Source organism: Streptomyces sp. Y2F8-2 (genome assembly GCF_014905555.1).
Lineage (GTDB): Bacteria > Actinomycetota > Actinomycetes > Streptomycetales > Streptomycetaceae > Streptomyces > Streptomyces cynarae.
In genome coordinates, this window is sequence record NZ_BNGS01000003.1 from 1 (window position 1) to 18,870 (window position 18,870).

Genomic DNA, 18,870 nt, shown 5'->3' on the forward strand with positions numbered 1-18,870 from the left:
CCGAACCCGGAAGCTAAGCCTTACAGCGCCGATGGTACTGCAGGGGGGACCCTGTGGGAGAGTAGGACACCGCCGAACAATTCTTGAGAAAACCCCCGTGCTATTCAGCACGGGGGTTTTCTGCGTTTAGGGTCGAGCCATGCGCTATGACCTCGTCATCTTCGACAACGACGGCGTCCTCGTCGACAGCGAGCCCATCTCCAACCGGCTCCTGGCCGCGTACCTCACCGAGTTGGGGCACCCGACGACCTACGAGGACTCCATCCGGGACTACATGGGCTCGGCCATGCACCGCATCCACGACCTCGTCCTGCAGCGGACCGGAGAGCGACTGCCGGACGACTTCGACGACGTCTTCCACGCACGCGTCTTCGCCGCGTTCGAACGGGAGTTGGAGCCGGTCGCCGACGTCGAGAACGTGCTGGAGAAGCTGACGGCCGATGGTGTGCCGTTCTGTGTGGCGTCCTCCGGCAGCCATGACCGGATTCGGGTAGGGCACCGGACGACCGGGCTCGACCGGTGGTTCGACGACGGTCGCGTCTTCAGCTCGCAGGACGTGGGGCGGGGCAAGCCGGCGCCCGACCTGTTCCTGTACGCGGCCGAGCGGATGGGGGTCGCGCCGCAGAGGTGCGTGGTCGTCGAGGACAGTCCGCTCGGTGTGCAGGCCGCTGTGGCCGCCGGCATGGACGTGTACGGGTTCACCGCCATGACGCCCGCCGACCGTCTCGCCGGTGCCACCCAACTCTTCGCATCGATGGGTGAGTTGGCTGACCTGCTCGTATGACCCGGACCAGGGGCCCGGCACTGACATTTGTCATGCCGAGCTCCGGACGATCGTTTCTACTGGCGGACCCCTCACGGCGGCGAAGCTGAGGGCATGACGACGAACACGGTCTCCGAGAGCCAGAGCCAGAGCCAGAGGAAGAAGCAGAACTTCGCGCCGCTCATCATGGACGTGGCGGTGCCCGTCGGGTCGTACTACCTCTTCAAGGACGGCCTCGGCATGAGCACCTTCGCGGCGCTCGCCTGGAGCAGCGTCCCGCCCGCCGTGCGCACCGTCCTCGGTGTGGTGAAGGAGCGCAAGGTCAACGCCCTCGCCGTCCTCATCCTCGTGGTGAACGTCGTCGGGCTGCTGCTCAGCTTCGTCTCCGGTGACCCGCGGCTGATGCTCGCCAAGGACAGCGGCGTGAGCAGCACGATCGGGATCGGGATCCTGGTCTCTGTGGGGCTGGGCAAGCCGATGATGACCGCCGGGATGAAGCCCTGGCTGGTGAAGGGCGACGCGGCCAGGGAGGCGGCCTGGATGCGGCTGCAGAGTGGGTCCGCGGCCTTCCGGCGGGCCGAGCGGGTCTTCTCGGTGGTGTGGGGTGTGGTGCTCCTCGGTGAGTGCGTCGTGCGAGTCGTGGGCGCCTACACCCTGCCCGTGGACACGATGGTCTGGCTCGGCTCGGTCGTCCTCGCCGTCGCGATGGTGCTCGGGTTCTTCGTCAGCGGTGCTCTGGCCGCCGGCCCCATGGCGCACATGCTGGCCGCTGAAACGAACGCCGACGCGAACCCCGGTGCCGCCCCTGTAGCCGTCCCCGCGCCCGCTCCCGCGCCCGCCTTCGCCGAGTAACCCGCCGGGTAGAGCTGAACAAAAATCATCTTCGGCTGGATCTACCCACGGGTAGACCGGGGCCCTACGCTCGCCGCCATGACAGATGTGCTGCGGCGCGGTAGGGCCTCGCTGGCGTTCGGCTTCTTCGCTCAAGGCGCCGCCTTCGCCCTGCTGGTGACGCGGATTCCGGCCATCCAGGACCGGTACGGCGTATCCGACGCGCTTCTTCCCGTCTTCCTCGCCGCGGTGCCCGTTCTCGCCGGTGTGGGCAGTGTGACGACGGAGCAGCTGGTGAAGCGCGTACGGCCCAGTCGGCTGCTGCGCTGGTCGCAGCCGGTGGTCCTGCTCGCCCTCCTCGGTGTGGGGGCCGGCGGGCACATGGCCGAGCTGGCGGTGGCGCTGGCAGCGTTCGGGCTGACCGTCGGCGCGCTGGACGCCTCCATGAACATGCTCGGGGTGAGCCTCCAGCGGACGTACGGGCGCAGCATCATGCTCGGGTTCCACGCCGCGTACAGCCTCGGCGGGATCGTCGGTGCCTCGCTCGCCTGGGTGGGCGCGCACTGGCATCTGGCGCTGTGGGTGTCGTATCTGCCGGTTGTCGCGGTGCTGCTGCCGGCTGTTCTCGTCGGCAGTCGGTGGTACGTCGACGGGGGCTCGGCCCCGGTTCCGGAGGCCGGGGGTGACGAGGGGGCCCCGGGGGCCCGGGAGACGGAGGCCGGGACCGTCGTCTTCCGGTTGTTGCTGCCGCTCTGCCTGGTGATGACCTTCGCCTACATCGGGGACTCCACCGTCTCCAACTGGAGTGCGAAGTACCTCCAGGACACGCTCGGCAGCTCGGAGCAGCTGGCGACTGTTCCGTACAACGTCTACATGATCACCACGCTGCTCGGGCGGTCCATCGGCGACTTCGGGGTGCGGCGGTTCGGGGCCGTGGCGGTGGTACGGCTCGGGGCGCTGGTGGCGGCGCTCGGGTTCGCCGTGGTGGCGGGTGCGCCTGGGGCGTGGGTCGGGATGCTGGGGTTCACCCTGCTGGGGCTGGGGCTGTGCGTGCTGGTGCCGCAGACGTTCGCGGCCGCCGGGCGGCTGTTCCCGGGGGCTTCGGACACGGCGATCGCGCGGCTGAACATCTTCAACTACGTGGGCTTTCTGATCGGCTCGCCCTTGGTGGGTGCGCTCGGGGACGCCTGGAACTACCGGGGCGCCATGCTCATACCGATGGCGTTGGTCCTGGTGACACTGGTGTACGCCCGTTCGTTCAAGCCCGGACAAGACCGATACGGTGGCGGACATGAGCGGCCGCGCACAGCTGATGTGGGACGAGGCAGTAACGGGCTATGACTTCGGCCCGGACCATCCGATGGATCCGGTCCGGCTCGCGCTGACCCGGAGACTGGTCGACGCCTTCGGGCTCGACCGGGACGTCGACGTGGTCGCGGCGAAGCCCGCGGGCGAGTCGACGCTGCGGCTGGTGCACCGGGAGGACTACGTGGAGGCGGTGAAGGCCGCGTCCGCGGATCCGGAGGCGGCCGACGGGTCGTACGGGATCGGGACCCTCGACGATCCCGCGTTCGCCGGGATGCACGAGGTGTCCGCGCTGATCGCGGGGCAGTCGGTCGGGGCGGCGGAGGCGGTGTGGCGCGGGGACGCCCTGCACGCGGTGAACTTCGCGGGCGGGCTGCACCATGCGATGCCGGGCAGCGCGTCGGGGTTCTGCATCTACAACGACGCCGCGCTCGCCATCGCCCGGCTGCTGGAGCTGGGGGCGGAGCGGGTGGCGTACATCGATGTGGACGTGCACCACGGGGACGGGGTGCAGGCGGCGTTCTGGGACGATCCGCGGGTGCTGACGGTGTCGCTGCACGAGCATCCGCGGACGCTGTTCCCGCAGACCGGATGGCCGGAGGAGACGGGCGGGCCGAACGCGGAGGGCAGCGCAGTGAACGTGGCGCTGCCGGCGGGGACGGGCGATGCGGGGTGGGTGCGGGCCTTCCATGCCGTGGTGCCGGAGCTGATCGCGGACTTCCGGCCGCAGGTGCTGGTGACGCAGCACGGGGCCGACACCCACTTCGAGGATCCGCTCGCGCATCTCGCGGTGTCGCTGGACGCGCAGCGGGCGGTGCAGGTCGGGTGTCACGACCTGGCGCACGAGTACGCGGGCGGGCGGTGGGTCGCGCTGGGCGGGGGCGGCTATGCGGTGGTGGAGGTCGTGCCGCGCTCCTGGACGCATCTCGTCGCCGTCGCGGCGGGGCGGCCGATTGAGCCGGAGACGGTGATTCCGGAGGGGTGGCGGCAGGAAGTCTTCGCGCGGACGCGGCAGTTGGCGCCGGCGCGGATGACGGATGGGCGGTGGCCGGTGGCGTTCTCGGGGTGGGAGTCCGGGTACGATCCGGCCGATCGGCTGGACCAGGCGGTGCTGGCGGCGCGGAAGGCGGCGTATCCGCTGCGCGGGCTGCTGCCGTAGCCCCCGGGTGCGCCCGGGTTGGTTTCGCCCCCGCCGCCCCTACCCGTCCCACCCCCAGGGGCTCCGCCCCTTCAACCCCACCAGGGGCTCCGCCCCTGTCACCCCGGCGGGGACTGCGTCCCCTGCACCCCTCGTGGGGCTCCGCCCCGAGACCCCGCTGGGGCTCCGCCCCTGCCACCCCGGCGGGGACTGCGTCCCCTGCACCCCGCTTGGGCTTCGCCCTGGACGTCGGGACGGGGATTACGTCCCCCTGCTTGCCGTCAGGGGCTCCGCCCCCGCAACCCCGGCGGGGACTGCGTCCCCTGCACCCCGCTTGGGCTTCGCCCCGGACGTCGGGACGGGACTACGTCTTCCCCCTGCATGCCGTCAGGGGCTCCGCCCCCGCAACCCCGGCGGGGACTGCGTCGCCTCCACCCCTCGCGGGGCTCCGCGCTGGGGCTTCGCCCCTGCAATCCCGGCGGGACCGCGCCCCCTGCACCCCTCGCGGGGCTCCGCCCCAAAACCCCGCCGGGGCTTGCGGGGGGCTGGGGGCGCAGCCCTCAGGTGGGGGGCCGTTACGCCGACTGTGGGGTGTTGCCTGCGTTCTGGACGTGCGGTGGAGGTGATTGGGACAGCATCGCTGGCGTGTTGAGCACCGGCGCACTGCGTGCGCATCTGCTGGCTGCCCGGCTGGCCGGGACCGTGGCCACCTCCCGGGAGGAGAGCTTGCGCAGCTATCGGCTCTTCGCTGCCCGCGATCCCCGCGCGCTGATCGGACTCGATCCCGAATGGACATGGAGTTCTGAGGATTTGATCGGGTTGATGGCGGACAAGTGTGGAGTTTCGGCCGATCCACGGTATGTGTCCGGCCATGATGTGATCGATCCCGAGCGCACGCTGGAGGGGCTCGACGCGTTCGCCGAGCGCCTCGCCAGGGCCGCGCGCCACCGCGAGGCGGTGCTGCTCGGCACCGGGCACCCGCACCGGCTGCTCGGGTTCTACGCCGCGCTCGCGGACGCCCTGTCGGCGGCGGGATGTACCGTCCTCACCCCGGCGCAGGGTCGCTGTGTCGACATAACGACCCGGTTCGGCCTACGCACGTACAACCTTGATTACGTACGAGGAGTGGCCCTCGTACGAGAACCAGGATCCGGAAGAGCCGGTTGTGAGCCCGGCGCACACACGCACTCGCCGCTCCCGCTTCGCACCGCGCTGGCCGCCGCGGCGGAGGCAGGCGGCCCGTTGCCGGAACTGGTCATCGGGGACCACGGCTGGGTCTGCGGAGCAGGTCAGCTGGGGTTCGACGCGATCGGCCTCGCCGATACGGACGATCCCGCGCTCTTCGTCGGCGAGGCGGAGGGGCGGGTGTCCGTCGTCGTTCCACTCGATGACGCTGTGCGGTCTGATTACTACCGACCGCTTACTCGCTATGTACTCAATCGAGCGTGTCTGTCACAGTAGGCCGCGGATGCCATCCCCTCTTCCCCACTTGCATCATCCGCACCTACATTGGGGAGTGAGCACGCAGCGACGAAGAGTCACCGGAAGGGGAAGCCGGTGGCCGTCGAGTGCGGAAGGTGCAGGTGTGTCATGGCTGCAGCTGGCGAGAGGCCTCTGAACGAGGTTCAGTTCCTGACCGTGGCGGAAGTCGCCTCGGTGATGCGAGTGTCGAAGATGACCGTGTACCGGCTGGTGCACAGCGGTCATCTGCCGGCGATCCGGGTGGGGAGGTCCTTCCGGGTCCCGGAGCAAGCGGTTCACGAGTACCTCCGCGACAGCTATGTGGGGGTGGAAACGGTCTGACGGCGGCCCGCCGGAGGTCGTTGCGGACTCCGGCGGGACCTCGATTACAGCCTCAGCGCTCGGGTTGGGTAGGCTAGCCCCTCGTAGGTCGTATGGGCCCATGGCGCCCAGCACCGAGTGATGAGAAGTGAGCGAGGGTAGTCGTGGGCTCTGTTATCAAGAAGCGGCGCAAGCGGATGGCCAAGAAGAAGCACCGCAAGCTGCTCAAGCGCACTCGCGTTCAGCGTCGCAACAAGAAGTAAGGTGCGGCCCCGTCCAGGGGCGCCCCTGCTTCTGTGCGTGAGCGCGCGCAACACCCCCCACCACTGGTGGGGGGTGTTTGTCGTTTTCCGGGTGGGTGCGTTTGCGGATGTGCGTCTGTTCTGCGTGCGTTCCGGCGGTGCGTACGCCTGTGACGCGAATGGCTTGGTCCGGTCGTACGTACGGGTGGGTCGTCACTTCATGCATCGGGCGGTCATCACAGCGCAACATCGACCCGCTAAGTTGGCCGTATACGGGGAACGCGGCAGGCTGGCGGACAGAGCTACGTCCACTCACTACTGGACGCGACGGGAAGAGAGGCGCTGATCTTGGGCAAGGTCGTGCTCGTGACCGGAGTGGCCCGCCGGCTCGGCGGCCGGTTCGTACGACGGATCCAGCGTGACCCGGGGGTCGACCGCGTCATCGCGGTGGACGCGGTACCGCCCGAGCACCATCTGGGCGGCGCGGAGTTCATCCGGGCCGACATCCGCCAGCCCACCATCGCCCGGGTGCTCGCCGAGCACTCTGTGGACACGGTGGTCCACATGGACGTGACCGGCACCGCGCTGGGCAGCGGCAGCCGGGCCACGGTCAAGGAGACCAACGTCATCGGCACCATGCAGCTGCTGGGTGCCTGCCAGAAGTCCCCGAGCGTCAAACGGCTGGTCGTGAAGTCCAGTACGAACGTGTACGGGTCCGCGCCCCGCGACCCGGCCGTGTTCACCGAGACGACCCCGCCCAAGTCGCTGCCGAGCGGCGGCTTCGCCAAGGACGCCGTCGAGGTCGAGGGGTACGTGCGGGGCTTCGCGCGGCGCCGGCCCGACGTCGCCGTGTGCGTGCTGCGGTTCGCCAACATCCTCGGACCGCACGCCGACACGCCCCTCGCGTCGTACTTCTCCTTGCCGGTCCTGCCCACCGTGTTCGGTTACGACCCGCGGCTGCAGTTCGTGCACGAGGACGACGTGATCGAGGTGCTGCGCATCGGCGCGCACGAGCCCCGGCGCGGAACTCTCAACAGCGGCACGTTCAACATCGCCGGCGACGGGGTGCTGCTGCTGTCGCAGTGTGCGCGGCGCCTGGGCCGGCCCACCGTGCCGCTGCTTCTCCCGGCCGTCACATGGGTCGGGTCCGCGATGCGCAAGCTGAGCATGACGGACTTCTCGCCCGAGCAGATCCGGCTGCTCACCCACGGCCGGGTCGTGGCCACGGACCAGATGCGCGAGACGCTCGGCTACGAGCCGAAGTACACGACCGCGGAGACCTTCGCGGACTTCGCGCGCGGTCGCGGGCCCGGACTGCTGCCGCCCGAGGCCCTCGCGGGGGCCGTCGACCGGATCGCCGCACTGCCCGTCCTGGGCGGTGGCCACCCCCCGACGCCAACCGCCCACTGAGGAGCGCATCAACGATGGCGGACGCCAAGGTCATTCCGTTCGACGACGACCGGTCCCGGGGGGCTGCCGTGCAGCGGCCGTCGCGGCGCCGAGGCGCCGGGAACAGCCGGCTGAAGGGGGAGCCCGCGGTGGTCCGCGAGGTTCAGCCCCTGCACGGCGAGGCCCTCCCGCAGGATGATGTTCCCGTGACACGCGAGGAAAGGCCGCCGGCCCGCTCCCGGGAAGGGGGCCTGGAGCGGCGTATCGCCGGAGGGCTGGCCTTTCTGCGCCGACGTCTGACGGGCGACTACGAGGTCGACGACTTCGGCTACGACGAGGAGCTGACCGACCAGGTCCTGATGTCGCTGCTGCGGCCGGTGTACGAGAAGTACTTCCGGGTCGAGGTGAAGGGCATCGAGAACATCCCGGACAAGGGCGGGGCGCTGATCGTCGCCAACCACTCCGGGACGCTGCCGCTGGACGGCCTGATGATGCAGGTCGCCGTGCACGACAACCACCCGGCCGGGCGCCATCTGCGGCTGCTCGCGGCCGACTTGGTGTTCGTGCTGCCGGTGGTGAACGAACTGGCCCGCAAGGCCGGCCACACCCTGGCGTGCGCGGAGGACGCGGAACGGCTCCTCGAGCGCGGTGAGGTCGTCGGGGTGATGCCGGAGGGCTTCAAGGGGATCGGGAAGCCGTTCAGCGAGCGGTACAAGCTGCAGCGGTTCGGGCGTGGCGGCTTCGTCTCCACGGCGCTGCGGGCCGGGGCGCCGATCATTCCGTGCTCGATCGTCGGCGCGGAGGAGATCTACCCGATGATCGGCAACGCGAAGACGCTGGCTCGGCTGCTGGGGTTCCCGTACTTCCCGCTCACCCCGACGTTTCCCTGGCTGGGGCCGTTGGGGGCGATTCCGCTGCCGACGAAGTGGACGATTCAGTTCGGGGAGCCGATCGAGACGGACGGGTATCCGCCGGAGGCCGCGGAGGACCCGATGCTGATGTTCAACCTGACGGATCAGGTGCGGGAGCAGATTCAGCACACGTTGTACAAGCTGCTGGTGCAGCGGAGGTCCGTGTTCTTCTGAGCGGTGCGGAGTCCGCCGTACGACGATGGGGGCGCCCCTTGGTGGAAGGGGCGCCCCCATGCGGTTCCCGGTTCCCTACCTGTTCTCCTCGCCGTCGATGCCCAAGCCCGGTAGCAGGCCCGGAAGCAACGGCGGGAGCGTGACGTTCGGCCCCGAGGAGGGGGTCTTGCTCGTCGAGGGGGAACTGCTCGCGCTGTCCTTCGGGGGGTCCAGGAGACCGCCCGTGTTGCCTCCGAGCAGGCCGTCGCCGGTGCTGTTGGAGCTGGACGGCTGGGGGTTGCCGCTGCTGCTGTGGGTGCCGGGGGCGGAGCCGCCGCTGGTGCTGGGGGCCGGGGCGTCGGAGCCGGCGGAACCCGTGGAGCCCGGGGCGGAGCTGCGGTGCCGGCCGGGGCCGCCCTGGGACGGGGGCTGCGGCAGCAGCGACTGCAGCGGTGCGACATCCCGGTCTATGGCGTCGAAGACCGACGACACCTCCTGACTGACGTCCCCGAGCTGGGCGGGCAGCCGCTCGCGCAGGGCGCCCCAGGCCTCGCGGTGGGACTCGGAGAAGGCGGAGAGGGTCTGGATGGGCGCCAGTGAGCCGTTTCGCTCGTACGCCTCGTGCAGCAGGCGGTGGCCTTCGGCCGCGTCGTGCCGCATGCCGGACAGGGTGCGGCGGACCTCGGTGAGGGACTCGTGGTCGAGGTCGCCGGCGCGGCCGCGCTCCATCAGCCGACGGGCCTCGCTCAGCCGGGTCGAAGCCTGGTCGAGGTAGAGCTGCCCGCGGTCGTTGTCCCCGTCGGCCATGTCGAGTTTGACGTCCTCGATGCCGCGTTTGAGGCCGTAGAGGGAGTCGCCGGGCAGGGCGTCGGAACTCGCGGCGGCCACTCCACCGAAGGAGGCCGCGGCCACCCCGACGCCGAGTCCGCCCGCGGCGAGACCCTTGGTGAGCCGTGTCCGCGGGCGCAACTTCCCCAGCGTGGTTGCACGATGGGCGCCCCGCCCGTGTCGTTGCTCCGGCACCGAAGGGACCGCCGCCTCGCCCGCCGGGGCCGTGCCGTCCCGGAACATGGCCTCCATCGCGGCCACCAGCCGCGCGCGCTGGACGACCTTGACCTCCGGGGCGAGCGTCGGCCTGGGCAGTTCGCCGAGACGGGTCGCGAGACCCAACAGGCGGGTCTCATCGGTCCGTTCCGCAGCAGCCGGGGCCGGTCCTTCGGGCTGCTCGGCCGCCGCGCCCCGGTCGTCGGACTGCTCCTCCAGGGCCTGGGCGAAGGCGTTCGCCCGCCGGTGTGCCGATACGTTCGCGATCACTGGCGGCACCTCCTCTCGTCATGACGGTCGACTCCCCAGGGGGTCCTGAGGGTTGCACGCGCTGACCTCATCCACACGATCGAGTGATCAAAGAGGGTCAGGGTGTGACCACAGGGAGCCTGTATCCCGCACAACGAGCGGCTCGGCACTTGGGTTACGGACGGCGGATGATCGGATCGCGAACACAACGGGCTTGTACGGATGGTGAGTTGATGGTCGCGCTGTGTGTTCAATCGGTGGGTGGGCGAGGATGGGCCGAGGGTTTCAGCGGGCGTCTTCGGGGAGGAGTCGGGCCAGGGTGCGGACGGCCCGGTACTGAAGGGTCTTGATCGCGCCCTCGTTCTTGCCCATCACGCGGGCGGTCTCGGCGACGGACAGGCCCTGGAGGAAGCGGAGCGTGACGCACTCCTGCTGCTGGGGATTGAGTCGCCGCACGGCTTCGAGGAGGGCGGCGTTGGAGAGCGACTCCAGCACGGAGTCCTCCGGAGAGCGCTCGACCTCGTTGGCGTCGAGCATCTCGCCGGTCGTCACCTCCAGCCGGAAGCGGCTGGACTTGAAGTGGTCGGCGACCAGGTTGCGTGCGATGGTGACGAGCCAGGCGCCGAAGTCGCGGCCCTGCCAGGTGAAGGTGCCGATGCGGCGCAGGGCGCGCAGAAAGGTCTCGCTGGTGAGGTCCTCGGCGGTGGCCCTGCCTCCGACGCGGTAGTAGATGTAGCGGTAGACGGTGTCGCTGTACTGGTCGTACAGGCGCCCGAAGGCGTCGGCCTCGCCGGCCTGGGCGCGCTCCACGAGGTCCATCATGCGGGCGCTGTCGCTGTCCGCGGCCGGGCGGCGTGCGGTGGCGGCGGCCGCGCCCGAGCGGCCGCGCCTGCCGACCGCGGCGCTGCCTTCCGCCAGCGCGTAGCACGGGCCGACGGGGGCGGCGGTGGCGAAGGCGGGGGCGGCGTACGCGGTGGGGACGAAGCCGCGCAACAGCTCGTGGACCGTCGCGCGGAGCGTAGCCAGGCCCGAGGCGTCAACCCCGACGTGTGGGTACACGGGACTCCCAGTGGCAGAGCTTCCATCACGTGCAGTGCGGGACCGTTCACCCGTCGTAGCGACGGAGGGGTACCGGTTTGCGTCTGAGGAGAATAACGCTTAGTACAGGCAGCGCTACACCCAGTTGCTCAAATCATCGATTACGTCGCTTCTGTAACCGATTGACGCCTGCTCAAGTGCCGCATAGTGACCGTTTGGTGATCGGGTGAGTTCGGCTTCCGTCTGAGTGCGGGGCGTGTTGTGGCCGGGTGCGGGGTGGGAGGAGTGCCGGGCCGGGGGGCGGGGTAGAAACGCCCGAATGCACCCACCCGCCACAAGTCGCCGCCGACCACGGCACTTTGCTCGCCCCCGCCGCCCCTACCCGTCCCATCCCGGGGGCTGCCGCCCCCGGACCCCGCCAAGGCGAGCTCGAGGCGGGCGCGGAACTGGGATCCGGGAACGCTCCGTGCACGGTGCGTACAGGGAGCCCGCGCTGGGCCGGGGGCGGGGGAGGGTCCGCCCGGGGGCTGGGCGGCTAGCCCTGCGACGGCGTACGAGCGGTGGAGGACGCACGCCGAGCCGTCCTGCGTTCGAGGACGAGGCGGGTCACCGCATCGGGGGCCGGGGAGGGTTCTCTCGGGCGGGTCTGGGGACGGTCCCAGGCAGAGGCAGAGGCAGAGGCAGAGGCAGAGGCAGGGTGCGGAGCCTCCGGCTGGGGGCCTGGGACTGAGGGTCCTGGGGCCTGGGGCCGAGGCCGGGGACATGCTCCCCGGTGCGGCTCGGGCTGAGGGTGACGCCTGCGATGCGGCCAAAACCGAGGCTGCCGCCGCCTGTGATGAGGCTCCTGACCGAGGCTGACGCCTGTGACGCGGCTCCGGGCCGGGGTTGACGCTGCGATGCGGCTCCGGGTCTACGTTGAGGCCTGTAACGCGACCCCTCTCCGAGGCCGGCGCCTGTGACGCGGCCCCGGACCAAGGCTGACGCTGCGATGCGGCTCCGGGCCAACGCTGACGCCGAGCGGCCCCTGTCCGAGCTGACGCAGCGACGCGACGTGGGCCGACGCTGGCGCAGCGACGCGACGTGGGCCGACGCTGGCGCAGCGACGCGACGTGGCCCGGGGCGAGGCACCCCGGTCGGAAGGGGCGCGGAGTTCAGCGGCGGCGGCGGTGGAGGGCGATTGCGGCTGCCGTGCCTCCGGCCACCGCGCCCACCCCGGCCGCTGCCGGCAGGCCGACCTTCGCGGCCTTGCGGGCCGTGCGGTAGTCGCGCAGGCGCCAGTCGCAGGCGCGGGCGTGTTTGCGGAGCTTGGCGTCCGGGTTGATCGCGTAGGGGTGGCCCACCAGCGACAGCATCGGGATGTCGTTGTGCGAGTCGCTGTAGGCCGCGCAGCGCGAGAGGTCCAGCCCCTCTGCGACCGCCAACGCGCGGACCGCCTCCGCCTTCGCCGGGCCGTGGAGGGGTTCGCCCACCAGGCGGCCGGTGTAGACGCCGTCGACGGACTCCGCCACCGTGCCCAGGGCGCCGGTGAGGCCCAGCCTGCGTGCGATCACCGTGGCGATCTCCACCGGAGCGGCCGTCACCAGCCACACCTTCTGGCCCGCGTCCAGGTGCGCCTGCGCCAGTGCCCGCGTACCCGGCCAGATCCGCTCGGCCATGTACTCGTCGTAGATCTCCTCGCCGATCGACATCAGCTCGGAGACCCGGTGGCCCTTCACGATCGACAGCGCGGAGTCCCGCGCGTCCTGCATGTGCTCGGGATCCTCCACCCCGGCCAGCCGGAACCACGCCTGCTGCCAGGCGAACTTCGCCAGATCGCGGGTCTCGAAGAACTTCCGCTTGTACAGGCCCCGGCCGAAGTGGAACAGCGCGGCGCCCTGCATCACCGTGTTGTCCAGGTCGAAGAACGCCGCCGCCTTGTCGTCGCCGTGCACCGGGAACTGCTGTTCCTGGTCGGAGACGTCCTGCGAGGTCTTGCGCGCTGCCTCCGCCGAGGCCTCGCCTGCCAACACGCTCCGCGCCGTGGCGGAGCGCCTACGGGGAGTGAGCCATCCGAGAGCGGCCATGACGCGAGCATAGCCACTCTGTTCGGTGGTTCCGGACTCGAGAAGTTTGGAGGCTGTGAACTCTCCACGACGGAGTGGTCAAAGCTCTCCCAAGGAGTCATCCCCTTGGCGTGGCACGGGGGGTGGGCGAGGGCCCGACCCGGTAATGAGCGCGGGCTGCCGCCGCCTTCGGCCGGAGTGAGAATGGCCGACATGAGTCCTGTCTTTCGGCGTAACAGCAGCGGCCAGAACCCCACCGAGCGGCTCGTCACCCTCATCCGCAAGCCCGGGTGTCATCTCTGCGACGACGCGCAGGTCGTCATCGAGAAGGTGTGCGGCGAGCTCGGCGTGCCCTGGGAGCAGAAGGACATCACGCAGGACCAGCGGCTCCACGACGAGTACTGGGAGCAGATCCCCGTAGTCCTCGTCGACGGCGCCCAGCACACCTTCTGGCGTGTCGACGAGCAGCGGCTGCGCAGGGCGCTGACCGAGTAGTCCAAAGAGGTCCGCAAAGTCGCCTAGGATCGAGGGCGACTGGTCTTGGGGGCGGGGATCGTTGAGGAGAGTGTGCGGTGAAGCCCCCAGGAGTACCACGCGTGACCCCGGTCACGTTGGCCGGGCAAATCGGACACCATCTTTGTGCACGCGTTCACAAAGACATAGCCTGCATTCGACGGGGCGGTCTGGGGACGTGTGACCGCCCGCAGCCCCGCTCTACCCGCAGGAGCACCGTGGCAACTGGCCGAACTCACCGACCGGCGACCCGTAGCCGAGGGATTCCCGAGGCCACCGTCGCCAGGCTTCCGCTGTACCTCCGAGCCCTGACCGCGCTGTCGGAGCGCTCGGTACCCACGGTCTCCTCCGAGGAGCTGGCCGCCGCCGCGGGCGTGAACTCCGCGAAGCTGCGCAAGGACTTCTCCTACCTCGGCTCCTACGGCACCCGGGGCGTGGGTTACGACGTCGAGTATCTCGTCTACCAGATCTCCCGCGAACTGGGCCTGACCCAGGACTGGCCGGTTGTGATCGTCGGTATCGGTAACCTCGGCGCGGCGCTGGCCAACTACGGCGGGTTCGCCTCCCGCGGCTTCCGGGTCGCGGCCCTCATCGACGCCGACCCGGCCCTCACGGGCAAGGCGGTCGCCGGCATCCCGGTCCAGCACACGGACGATCTGGAAAAGATCATCAAGGACAACGGCGTCTCGATCGGCGTGATCGCGACCCCCGCGGGCGCCGCCCAGCAGGTCTGCGACCGGCTCGTGGGCGCGGGCGTGACCTCGATCCTGAACTTCGCGCCGACCGTGCTGACCGTTCCGGACGGTGTCGACGTCCGCAAGGTCGACCTCTCCATCGAGCTGCAGATCCTCGCCTTCCACGAGCAGCGCAAGGCCGGCGAGGAGGCCATCGCCGATGCGCTGCCCGACGGCCTGCCGGCGGCCGCCGCCACGACCACGGAGTCCGCCGACAAGGGACCCGACGGGGACGTCCCCGCCGTGATGCCGGCATGAGTCTCCTCGTCGTCGGGCTGAGCCACCGCAGCGCACCGGTCAGCGTCCTGGAGCGGGCCGCGCTGACCGCGGACGCCCAGGTCAAGCTGGTCCATGACACGGTCGCCGCCGAGCCGGCCACCGAGGCCGCGGTGCTCGCCACCTGCAACCGCATCGAGCTGTACGCGGACGTCGACAAGTTCCACGCCGGTGTCGCCGAGCTGTCCACCCTGCTCGCCCAGCACAGCGGGGTCGGCCTCGACGAGCTGACCCCCTACCTCTACGTCCACTACGAGGACCGGGCCGTCCACCACCTGTTCTCGGTGGCCTGCGGGCTGGACTCCATGGTCGTCGGCGAGGGGCAGATCCTCGGACAGATCAAGGACTCCCTGGCCACCGCGCAGGAGCAGCACACCGCCGGACGCCTGCTGAACGACCTGTTCCAGCAGTCCCTCAGGGTCGGCAAGCGCGCCCACTCCGAGACGGGCATCGACCGTGCCGGGCAGTCCCTGGTCACCTTCGGCCTGGAGCAGTTGTCGGCCGGTGCGCCGGTGGAGACATGGGCCAAGGGCAAGCGCGCCCTGGTGATCGGAGCCGGCTCCATGTCGTCGCTGGCCGCCGCGACGCTCGCGCGCGCCGGCGTCGCCGAGGTCGTGATCGCCAACCGCACGCTGGAGCGCGCCGAGCGCCTGGCGCAGATCCTCACCGAAGGGGACGACACGGACGTACTGGCGCGTGCGGTGCCGATGGAAGCGGTCCCGGACGAGCTGACACGTGCTGACGTCGTGGTGTCCTGTACGGGCGCGACCGGTCTCGTCCTGACCGCCGAGTCGGTCGCCGCGGCCCTCGAGGGCAGGGTGGAAGGACCGGTCGCCCCGGACGCCGGAGCCGCGCGTGTCACCGACCCGGCGCCGATACGCGGCGGCCTGCCGCCCACCAGTCTCGGCACCGAGGAGGGCTGCCCGCTGGACCTCTCGGCCGTGCAGGGCACCGCCCACTTCTCGGTGCTCGGCGAGGCCGCCGTCGCCGGGATGCCGGCCGCCGAGCTGGAGCAGCACGCCGCCTGGGTCGACAAGGGCGCCGAGGAGCCGCGCAGCGGTCGTACGGCCGTCGCGGCGGACCCGGAGACCGAGGCAGAGCTGATCAGCGCGCTCGCCGCGACCGTCGCCACGATCGGCCGGATCCCGGAGCGCCGCCGTCCGGAGCCCGTCCTCGAGGCTCCCCGCCCCGCGCCCGTGCTGTCGCTGCTGGACCTCGCGATGCCACGCGACATCGACGCGGCCGTGCACCGGCTGCTCGGGGTGCGGCTCGTCGACATCGAGTCGCTCGCCGAGGCCTCCGCCGACGCGCCGATGGCCGCCGACGTCGACCAGGTCCGGCGTATCGTCTCCGACGAGGTCGCCGCGTTCGGCGCCGCCCAGCGCGCGGCGCACATCACGCCCACCGTGGTCGCGCTGCGCTCGATGGCAGCGGAGGTGGTGGCCGGCGAGATCGCCCGTCTGGAGGGGCGGCTGCCCGGCCTCGACGACAAGCACCGCGCCGAGATCACGCAGACCGTGCGGCGCGTCGTCGACAAGCTGCTGCACGCGCCGACCGTACGGGTCAAGCAACTCGCGGCCGAGCCCGGCGGCGCCGGCTACGCGGACGCGCTGCGCACCCTGTTCGACCTGGATCCCGAGACGGTCGCCTCCGTCTCCCGGGCCGACGACACCAAGAGCACCGAGAACACCGAGAACGCCAAGAACCGAGGGCGAGCATGAGTGAGCAGTCACCACTGAGGCTCGGGACCAGGCGCAGCAAGTTGGCCATGGCCCAGTCCGGGCAGGTCGCCGACGCCGTGCGCCGGGTGACCGGACGGCCCGTGGAGCTCGTGGAGATCACGACGTACGGGGACACCTCCCGCGAGCACCTCGCGCAGATCGGCGGCACCGGTGTGTTCGTGACGGCCCTGCGCGACGCGCTGCTGCGCGGCGAGGTCGACTTCGCGGTGCACTCGCTGAAGGACCTGCCGACCGCGCAGCCCGAGGAGCTGGTGCTGGCCGCGGTGCCGGTACGCGAGGACCCGCGGGACGTGCTCGTCGCGCGCGACGCCCTGAAGTTCACCGACCTGCCCCGCGGGGCGCGCGTCGGCACCGGTTCGCCGCGCCGCATGGCGCAGCTGAACGCGTACGCGCGCGGCCACGGCCTCGACATCGAGACCGTCCCGATCCGCGGCAACATCGACACCCGAGTCGGATACGTCCGCAGCGGAGAGCTGGACGCCGTGGTCCTCGCCGCGGCCGGGCTCAACCGCATCGGGCGGATCGACGAGGTGACCGACTTCCTGTCGGTCGACACGGTTCTGCCCGCCCCCGGCCAGGGGGCACTGGCGATCGAGTGTGCCGCGGACAACGCGGACCTGATCGCGGCGCTCGCCGAGCTCGACGACCCGTTCACACGGGCCGCCGTGACCGCCGAGCGGTCCCTGCTCGCCTCCCTGGAGGCCGGTTGCAGCGCCCCCGTGGGCGCGCTGGCCGACCTTCCCCCACTCTCGGCTCCGCTCGAGCGGGGGGACCCCCAAGTCGACGGGCAGGTTGTCAAGGAAATGCGCCTGCGCGGAGTCGTCGGAACACCCGACGGCCGTACGTTGGTGCAGCTGTCCACCACCGGTCCCGTGCCCGAGACGCACGACCAGGCAATGGCGCTCGGTCGCGAACTCGCCGCCGAGATGCTCACCAAGGGCGCGGCCGGTCTGATGGGGGAGCGAGCACATTGAGCCCCACCACCCTTTCCGCCGGCCTTGAACACGGGCACGTCACCTTCCTCGGTGCCGGACCCGGAGATCCGGGGCTTCTCACACTGCGCGCCGTCGAGGCGCTGGCCAACGCGGACGTCCTCGTCGGCGAGCACGAGGTGCTCGACGTCGTGCGCACGCATGCCAGAGCGGGCGTCGCCGAGCTCAACACGGACACGGACCCCTCCACGGGCGCGTATCCGGGCGCGGGCACGCCTCAGCTGACGGTTGTTGACGGCGAGTCAACAGCCGCTGGTGTCCCTGCGTTGCGGGATGCCGCACATCTTGTCATGGAGGCTGCGCGGGGCGGCAAGCGGGTCGTCCGTGCGGTGTCCGGCGACCCCGGCCTGGACGCGTACGCGGCCGGCGAGATGCTGGCGTGCGCCGCCGAGGGCGTGCCGTTCGAGGTCGTCCCCGGCGTCGCGACCGCCGTGGGCGTGCCCGCGTACGCGGGTGTGCCGCTGCGGGACGCGCAGGGCGCGGACGTCCGGTTCGTGGACGCCCGGACCGCCTCCGACCGCTGCTGGACGGAGGTCGGCGCCTCCGACGGCACGGTCGTGGTGTCCACGACGCTGGACTCGGTGGCGGCGGCCGCCGGGGAGCTGGTGGCCGCGGGCCGCAAGCCGGACACCCCGATGACGGTGACGGTCGCCGGTACGACGACGCGGCAGCGCACCTGGACCGCCACCCTCGGCTCCATCGCGCAGACGCTGAAGCAGGCGAAGGTCCTGCCGTCCCCCGAGGGCGGGCGTGCGGTGATAGCCGTGGTCGGTGAGCGTTCCGCCGCCGCCCAGCGCGACCAGCTGTCGTGGTTCGAGAACAAGCCGCTGTTCGGCTGGAAGGTCCTCGTGCCGCGTACGAAGGAGCAGGCGGCGTCGCTCTCCGACCAGCTGAGGTCCTACGGGGCCGTGCCGCACGAGGTCCCGACGATCGCGGTGGAGCCCCCGCGCACCCCGCAGCAGATGGAACGAGCGGTCAAGGGCCTGGTGACGGGCCGCTACGAGTGGATCGCGTTCACGTCGGTCAACGCGGTGCGGGCGGTCCGGGAGAAGTTCGAGGAGTACGGCCTGGACGCGCGCGCCTTCGCGGGCATCAAGGTCGCGGCGGTCGGCGAGCAGACGGCGAAGGCGCTGGTGGACTTCGGCGTGAAGCCGGATCTGGTGCCGAGCGGCGAGCAGTCGGCGGCCGGCCTGCTGGAGGACTGGCCCCCGTACGACCCGGTCTTCGACCCGATCGACCGCGTGTTCCTGCCGCGCGCCGACATCGCGACCGAGACCCTGGTCGCCGGCCTGATCGAACTCGGCTGGGAGGTCGACGACGTGACGGCCTACCGGACGGTCCGCGCCTCGCCTCCGCCGGCCGAGACGCGTGAGGCGATCAAGGGCGGCGGTTTCGACGCGGTCCTGTTCACGTCGTCGTCCACGGTCCGGAACCTGGTCGGCATCGCGGGCAAGCCGCACAACGTGACGGTGATCGCGTGCATCGGCCCGGCGACCGCGAAGACGGCGGAGGAGCACGGTCTGCGCGTGGACGTCATGGCTCCGGAGCCGTCGGTCCACAAGCTGGCGGAGGCGCTGGCGGACTTCGGCCTCAAGCGCCGGGCCGCCGCGCTGGCGGCCGGGGATCCGGTGACGCGTCCGAGCGAGCGGAGGCCGGGGGCGCGGAGACGTCGGTCGACGACGTAGCGGTGTCCTCGCCCCCGCCGCCCCTACCCTTCCCGTCCTCC

17 protein-coding genes and 1 rRNA gene are annotated in these 18,870 nt (G+C 71.0%); 15 read left to right on the forward strand and 3 right to left on the reverse strand.

Features of this window, described 5'->3' with window-relative positions; all coding sequences use genetic code 11:
- The 10 genes from rrf to SY2F82_RS09980 form a co-directional block, all read left to right on the forward strand.
- Nucleotides 1-78: ribosomal RNA gene (gene rrf / locus SY2F82_RS09935) — 5S ribosomal RNA — on the forward strand; the annotation flags it as partial.
- A 61-nt stretch (nucleotides 79-139) separates the two neighbouring features.
- On the forward strand, nucleotides 140-784 hold the full coding sequence (locus SY2F82_RS09940) for an HAD family phosphatase (protein ID WP_200418661.1): 645 nt from the start codon (nucleotides 140-142) through the stop codon (nucleotides 782-784).
- A gap of 93 nt (nucleotides 785-877) precedes the next feature.
- Entirely contained in the window at nucleotides 878-1,615 is a 738-nt protein-coding gene (locus SY2F82_RS09945; RefSeq protein ID WP_236041335.1) for a VC0807 family protein, read from the forward strand.
- A gap of 78 nt (nucleotides 1,616-1,693) precedes the next feature.
- Nucleotides 1,694-2,935, forward strand: coding sequence for an MFS transporter (locus SY2F82_RS09950; RefSeq protein WP_200418662.1), 1,242 nt, complete (start codon nucleotides 1,694-1,696; stop codon nucleotides 2,933-2,935).
- Nucleotides 2,886-4,058 carry an acetoin utilization protein AcuC gene (locus tag SY2F82_RS09955; RefSeq protein WP_200418663.1) on the forward strand — a complete coding sequence of 391 codons (1,173 nt, stop codon included), beginning with the start codon at nucleotides 2,886-2,888 and terminating at the stop codon, nucleotides 4,056-4,058. The genes SY2F82_RS09950 and SY2F82_RS09955 overlap by 50 nt, the downstream gene beginning before the upstream one ends.
- Before the next feature lie 624 nt (nucleotides 4,059-4,682).
- Nucleotides 4,683-5,498, forward strand: coding sequence for a phosphatase (locus SY2F82_RS09960; RefSeq protein WP_200418664.1), 816 nt, complete (start codon nucleotides 4,683-4,685; stop codon nucleotides 5,496-5,498).
- 129 nt (nucleotides 5,499-5,627) lie between these two features.
- The gene (locus SY2F82_RS09965; RefSeq protein WP_158712621.1) at nucleotides 5,628-5,840 is read left to right on the forward strand and encodes a helix-turn-helix domain-containing protein; all 213 of its coding nucleotides are present in this window, start codon (nucleotides 5,628-5,630) and stop codon (nucleotides 5,838-5,840) included.
- Nucleotides 5,841-5,983: 143 nt separating this feature from the next.
- Nucleotides 5,984-6,082 carry a 30S ribosomal protein bS22 gene (locus SY2F82_RS09970; RefSeq protein ID WP_003948845.1) on the forward strand — a complete coding sequence of 33 codons (99 nt, stop codon included), beginning with the start codon at nucleotides 5,984-5,986 and terminating at the stop codon, nucleotides 6,080-6,082.
- Between the two features lie 327 nt (nucleotides 6,083-6,409).
- On the forward strand, nucleotides 6,410-7,471 hold the full coding sequence (locus tag SY2F82_RS09975; RefSeq protein ID WP_200418665.1) for an NAD-dependent epimerase/dehydratase family protein: 1,062 nt from the start codon (nucleotides 6,410-6,412) through the stop codon (nucleotides 7,469-7,471).
- Between the two features lie 14 nt (nucleotides 7,472-7,485).
- Nucleotides 7,486-8,535 (forward strand): lysophospholipid acyltransferase family protein, encoded by a 1,050-nt coding sequence (locus tag SY2F82_RS09980; protein ID WP_200418666.1) that lies wholly within the window; start codon nucleotides 7,486-7,488, stop codon nucleotides 8,533-8,535.
- A 75-nt stretch (nucleotides 8,536-8,610) separates the two neighbouring features.
- Here SY2F82_RS09980 and SY2F82_RS09985 read toward each other — a convergent pair whose 3' ends face one another.
- The 3 genes from SY2F82_RS09985 to SY2F82_RS09995 all read right to left on the reverse strand — a co-directional run bounded on the left by SY2F82_RS09985 (nucleotide 8,611) and on the right by SY2F82_RS09995 (nucleotide 12,908).
- Entirely contained in the window at nucleotides 8,611-9,828 is a 1,218-nt protein-coding gene (locus SY2F82_RS09985; protein ID WP_200418667.1) for a DUF5667 domain-containing protein, read from the reverse strand.
- Between the two features lie 264 nt (nucleotides 9,829-10,092).
- A complete protein-coding gene (locus SY2F82_RS09990) occupies nucleotides 10,093-10,866 on the reverse strand; it encodes an ECF subfamily RNA polymerase sigma factor, BldN family (protein WP_200418668.1) in 774 nt (257 codons plus the stop codon).
- A gap of 1,130 nt (nucleotides 10,867-11,996) precedes the next feature.
- The gene (locus tag SY2F82_RS09995; RefSeq protein WP_200418669.1) at nucleotides 11,997-12,908 is read right to left on the reverse strand and encodes an HAD family phosphatase; all 912 of its coding nucleotides are present in this window, start codon (nucleotides 12,906-12,908) and stop codon (nucleotides 11,997-11,999) included.
- 183 nt (nucleotides 12,909-13,091) lie between these two features.
- Here SY2F82_RS09995 and SY2F82_RS10000 point away from each other — a divergent pair, with 183 nt between their 5' ends.
- From SY2F82_RS10000 to SY2F82_RS10020, 5 genes are all read left to right on the forward strand, one after another.
- Nucleotides 13,092-13,382, forward strand: coding sequence for a glutaredoxin family protein (locus SY2F82_RS10000; protein WP_200418670.1), 291 nt, complete (start codon nucleotides 13,092-13,094; stop codon nucleotides 13,380-13,382).
- 236 nt (nucleotides 13,383-13,618) lie between these two features.
- The gene (locus SY2F82_RS10005) at nucleotides 13,619-14,392 is read left to right on the forward strand and encodes a redox-sensing transcriptional repressor Rex (RefSeq protein WP_200418671.1); all 774 of its coding nucleotides are present in this window, start codon (nucleotides 13,619-13,621) and stop codon (nucleotides 14,390-14,392) included.
- Nucleotides 14,389-16,131 (forward strand): glutamyl-tRNA reductase, encoded by a 1,743-nt coding sequence (locus tag SY2F82_RS10010; RefSeq protein ID WP_200418672.1) that lies wholly within the window; start codon nucleotides 14,389-14,391, stop codon nucleotides 16,129-16,131. The genes SY2F82_RS10005 and SY2F82_RS10010 overlap by 4 nt, the downstream gene beginning before the upstream one ends.
- Nucleotides 16,128-17,126, forward strand: coding sequence for a hydroxymethylbilane synthase (gene hemC / locus SY2F82_RS10015; RefSeq protein ID WP_200418673.1), 999 nt, complete (start codon nucleotides 16,128-16,130; stop codon nucleotides 17,124-17,126). The genes SY2F82_RS10010 and hemC overlap by 4 nt, the downstream gene beginning before the upstream one ends.
- Nucleotides 17,123-18,829 (forward strand): uroporphyrinogen-III synthase, encoded by a 1,707-nt coding sequence (locus SY2F82_RS10020; RefSeq protein WP_200418674.1) that lies wholly within the window; start codon nucleotides 17,123-17,125, stop codon nucleotides 18,827-18,829. The genes hemC and SY2F82_RS10020 overlap by 4 nt, the downstream gene beginning before the upstream one ends.
- The last annotated feature ends 41 nt before the right edge of the window (nucleotides 18,830-18,870 follow it).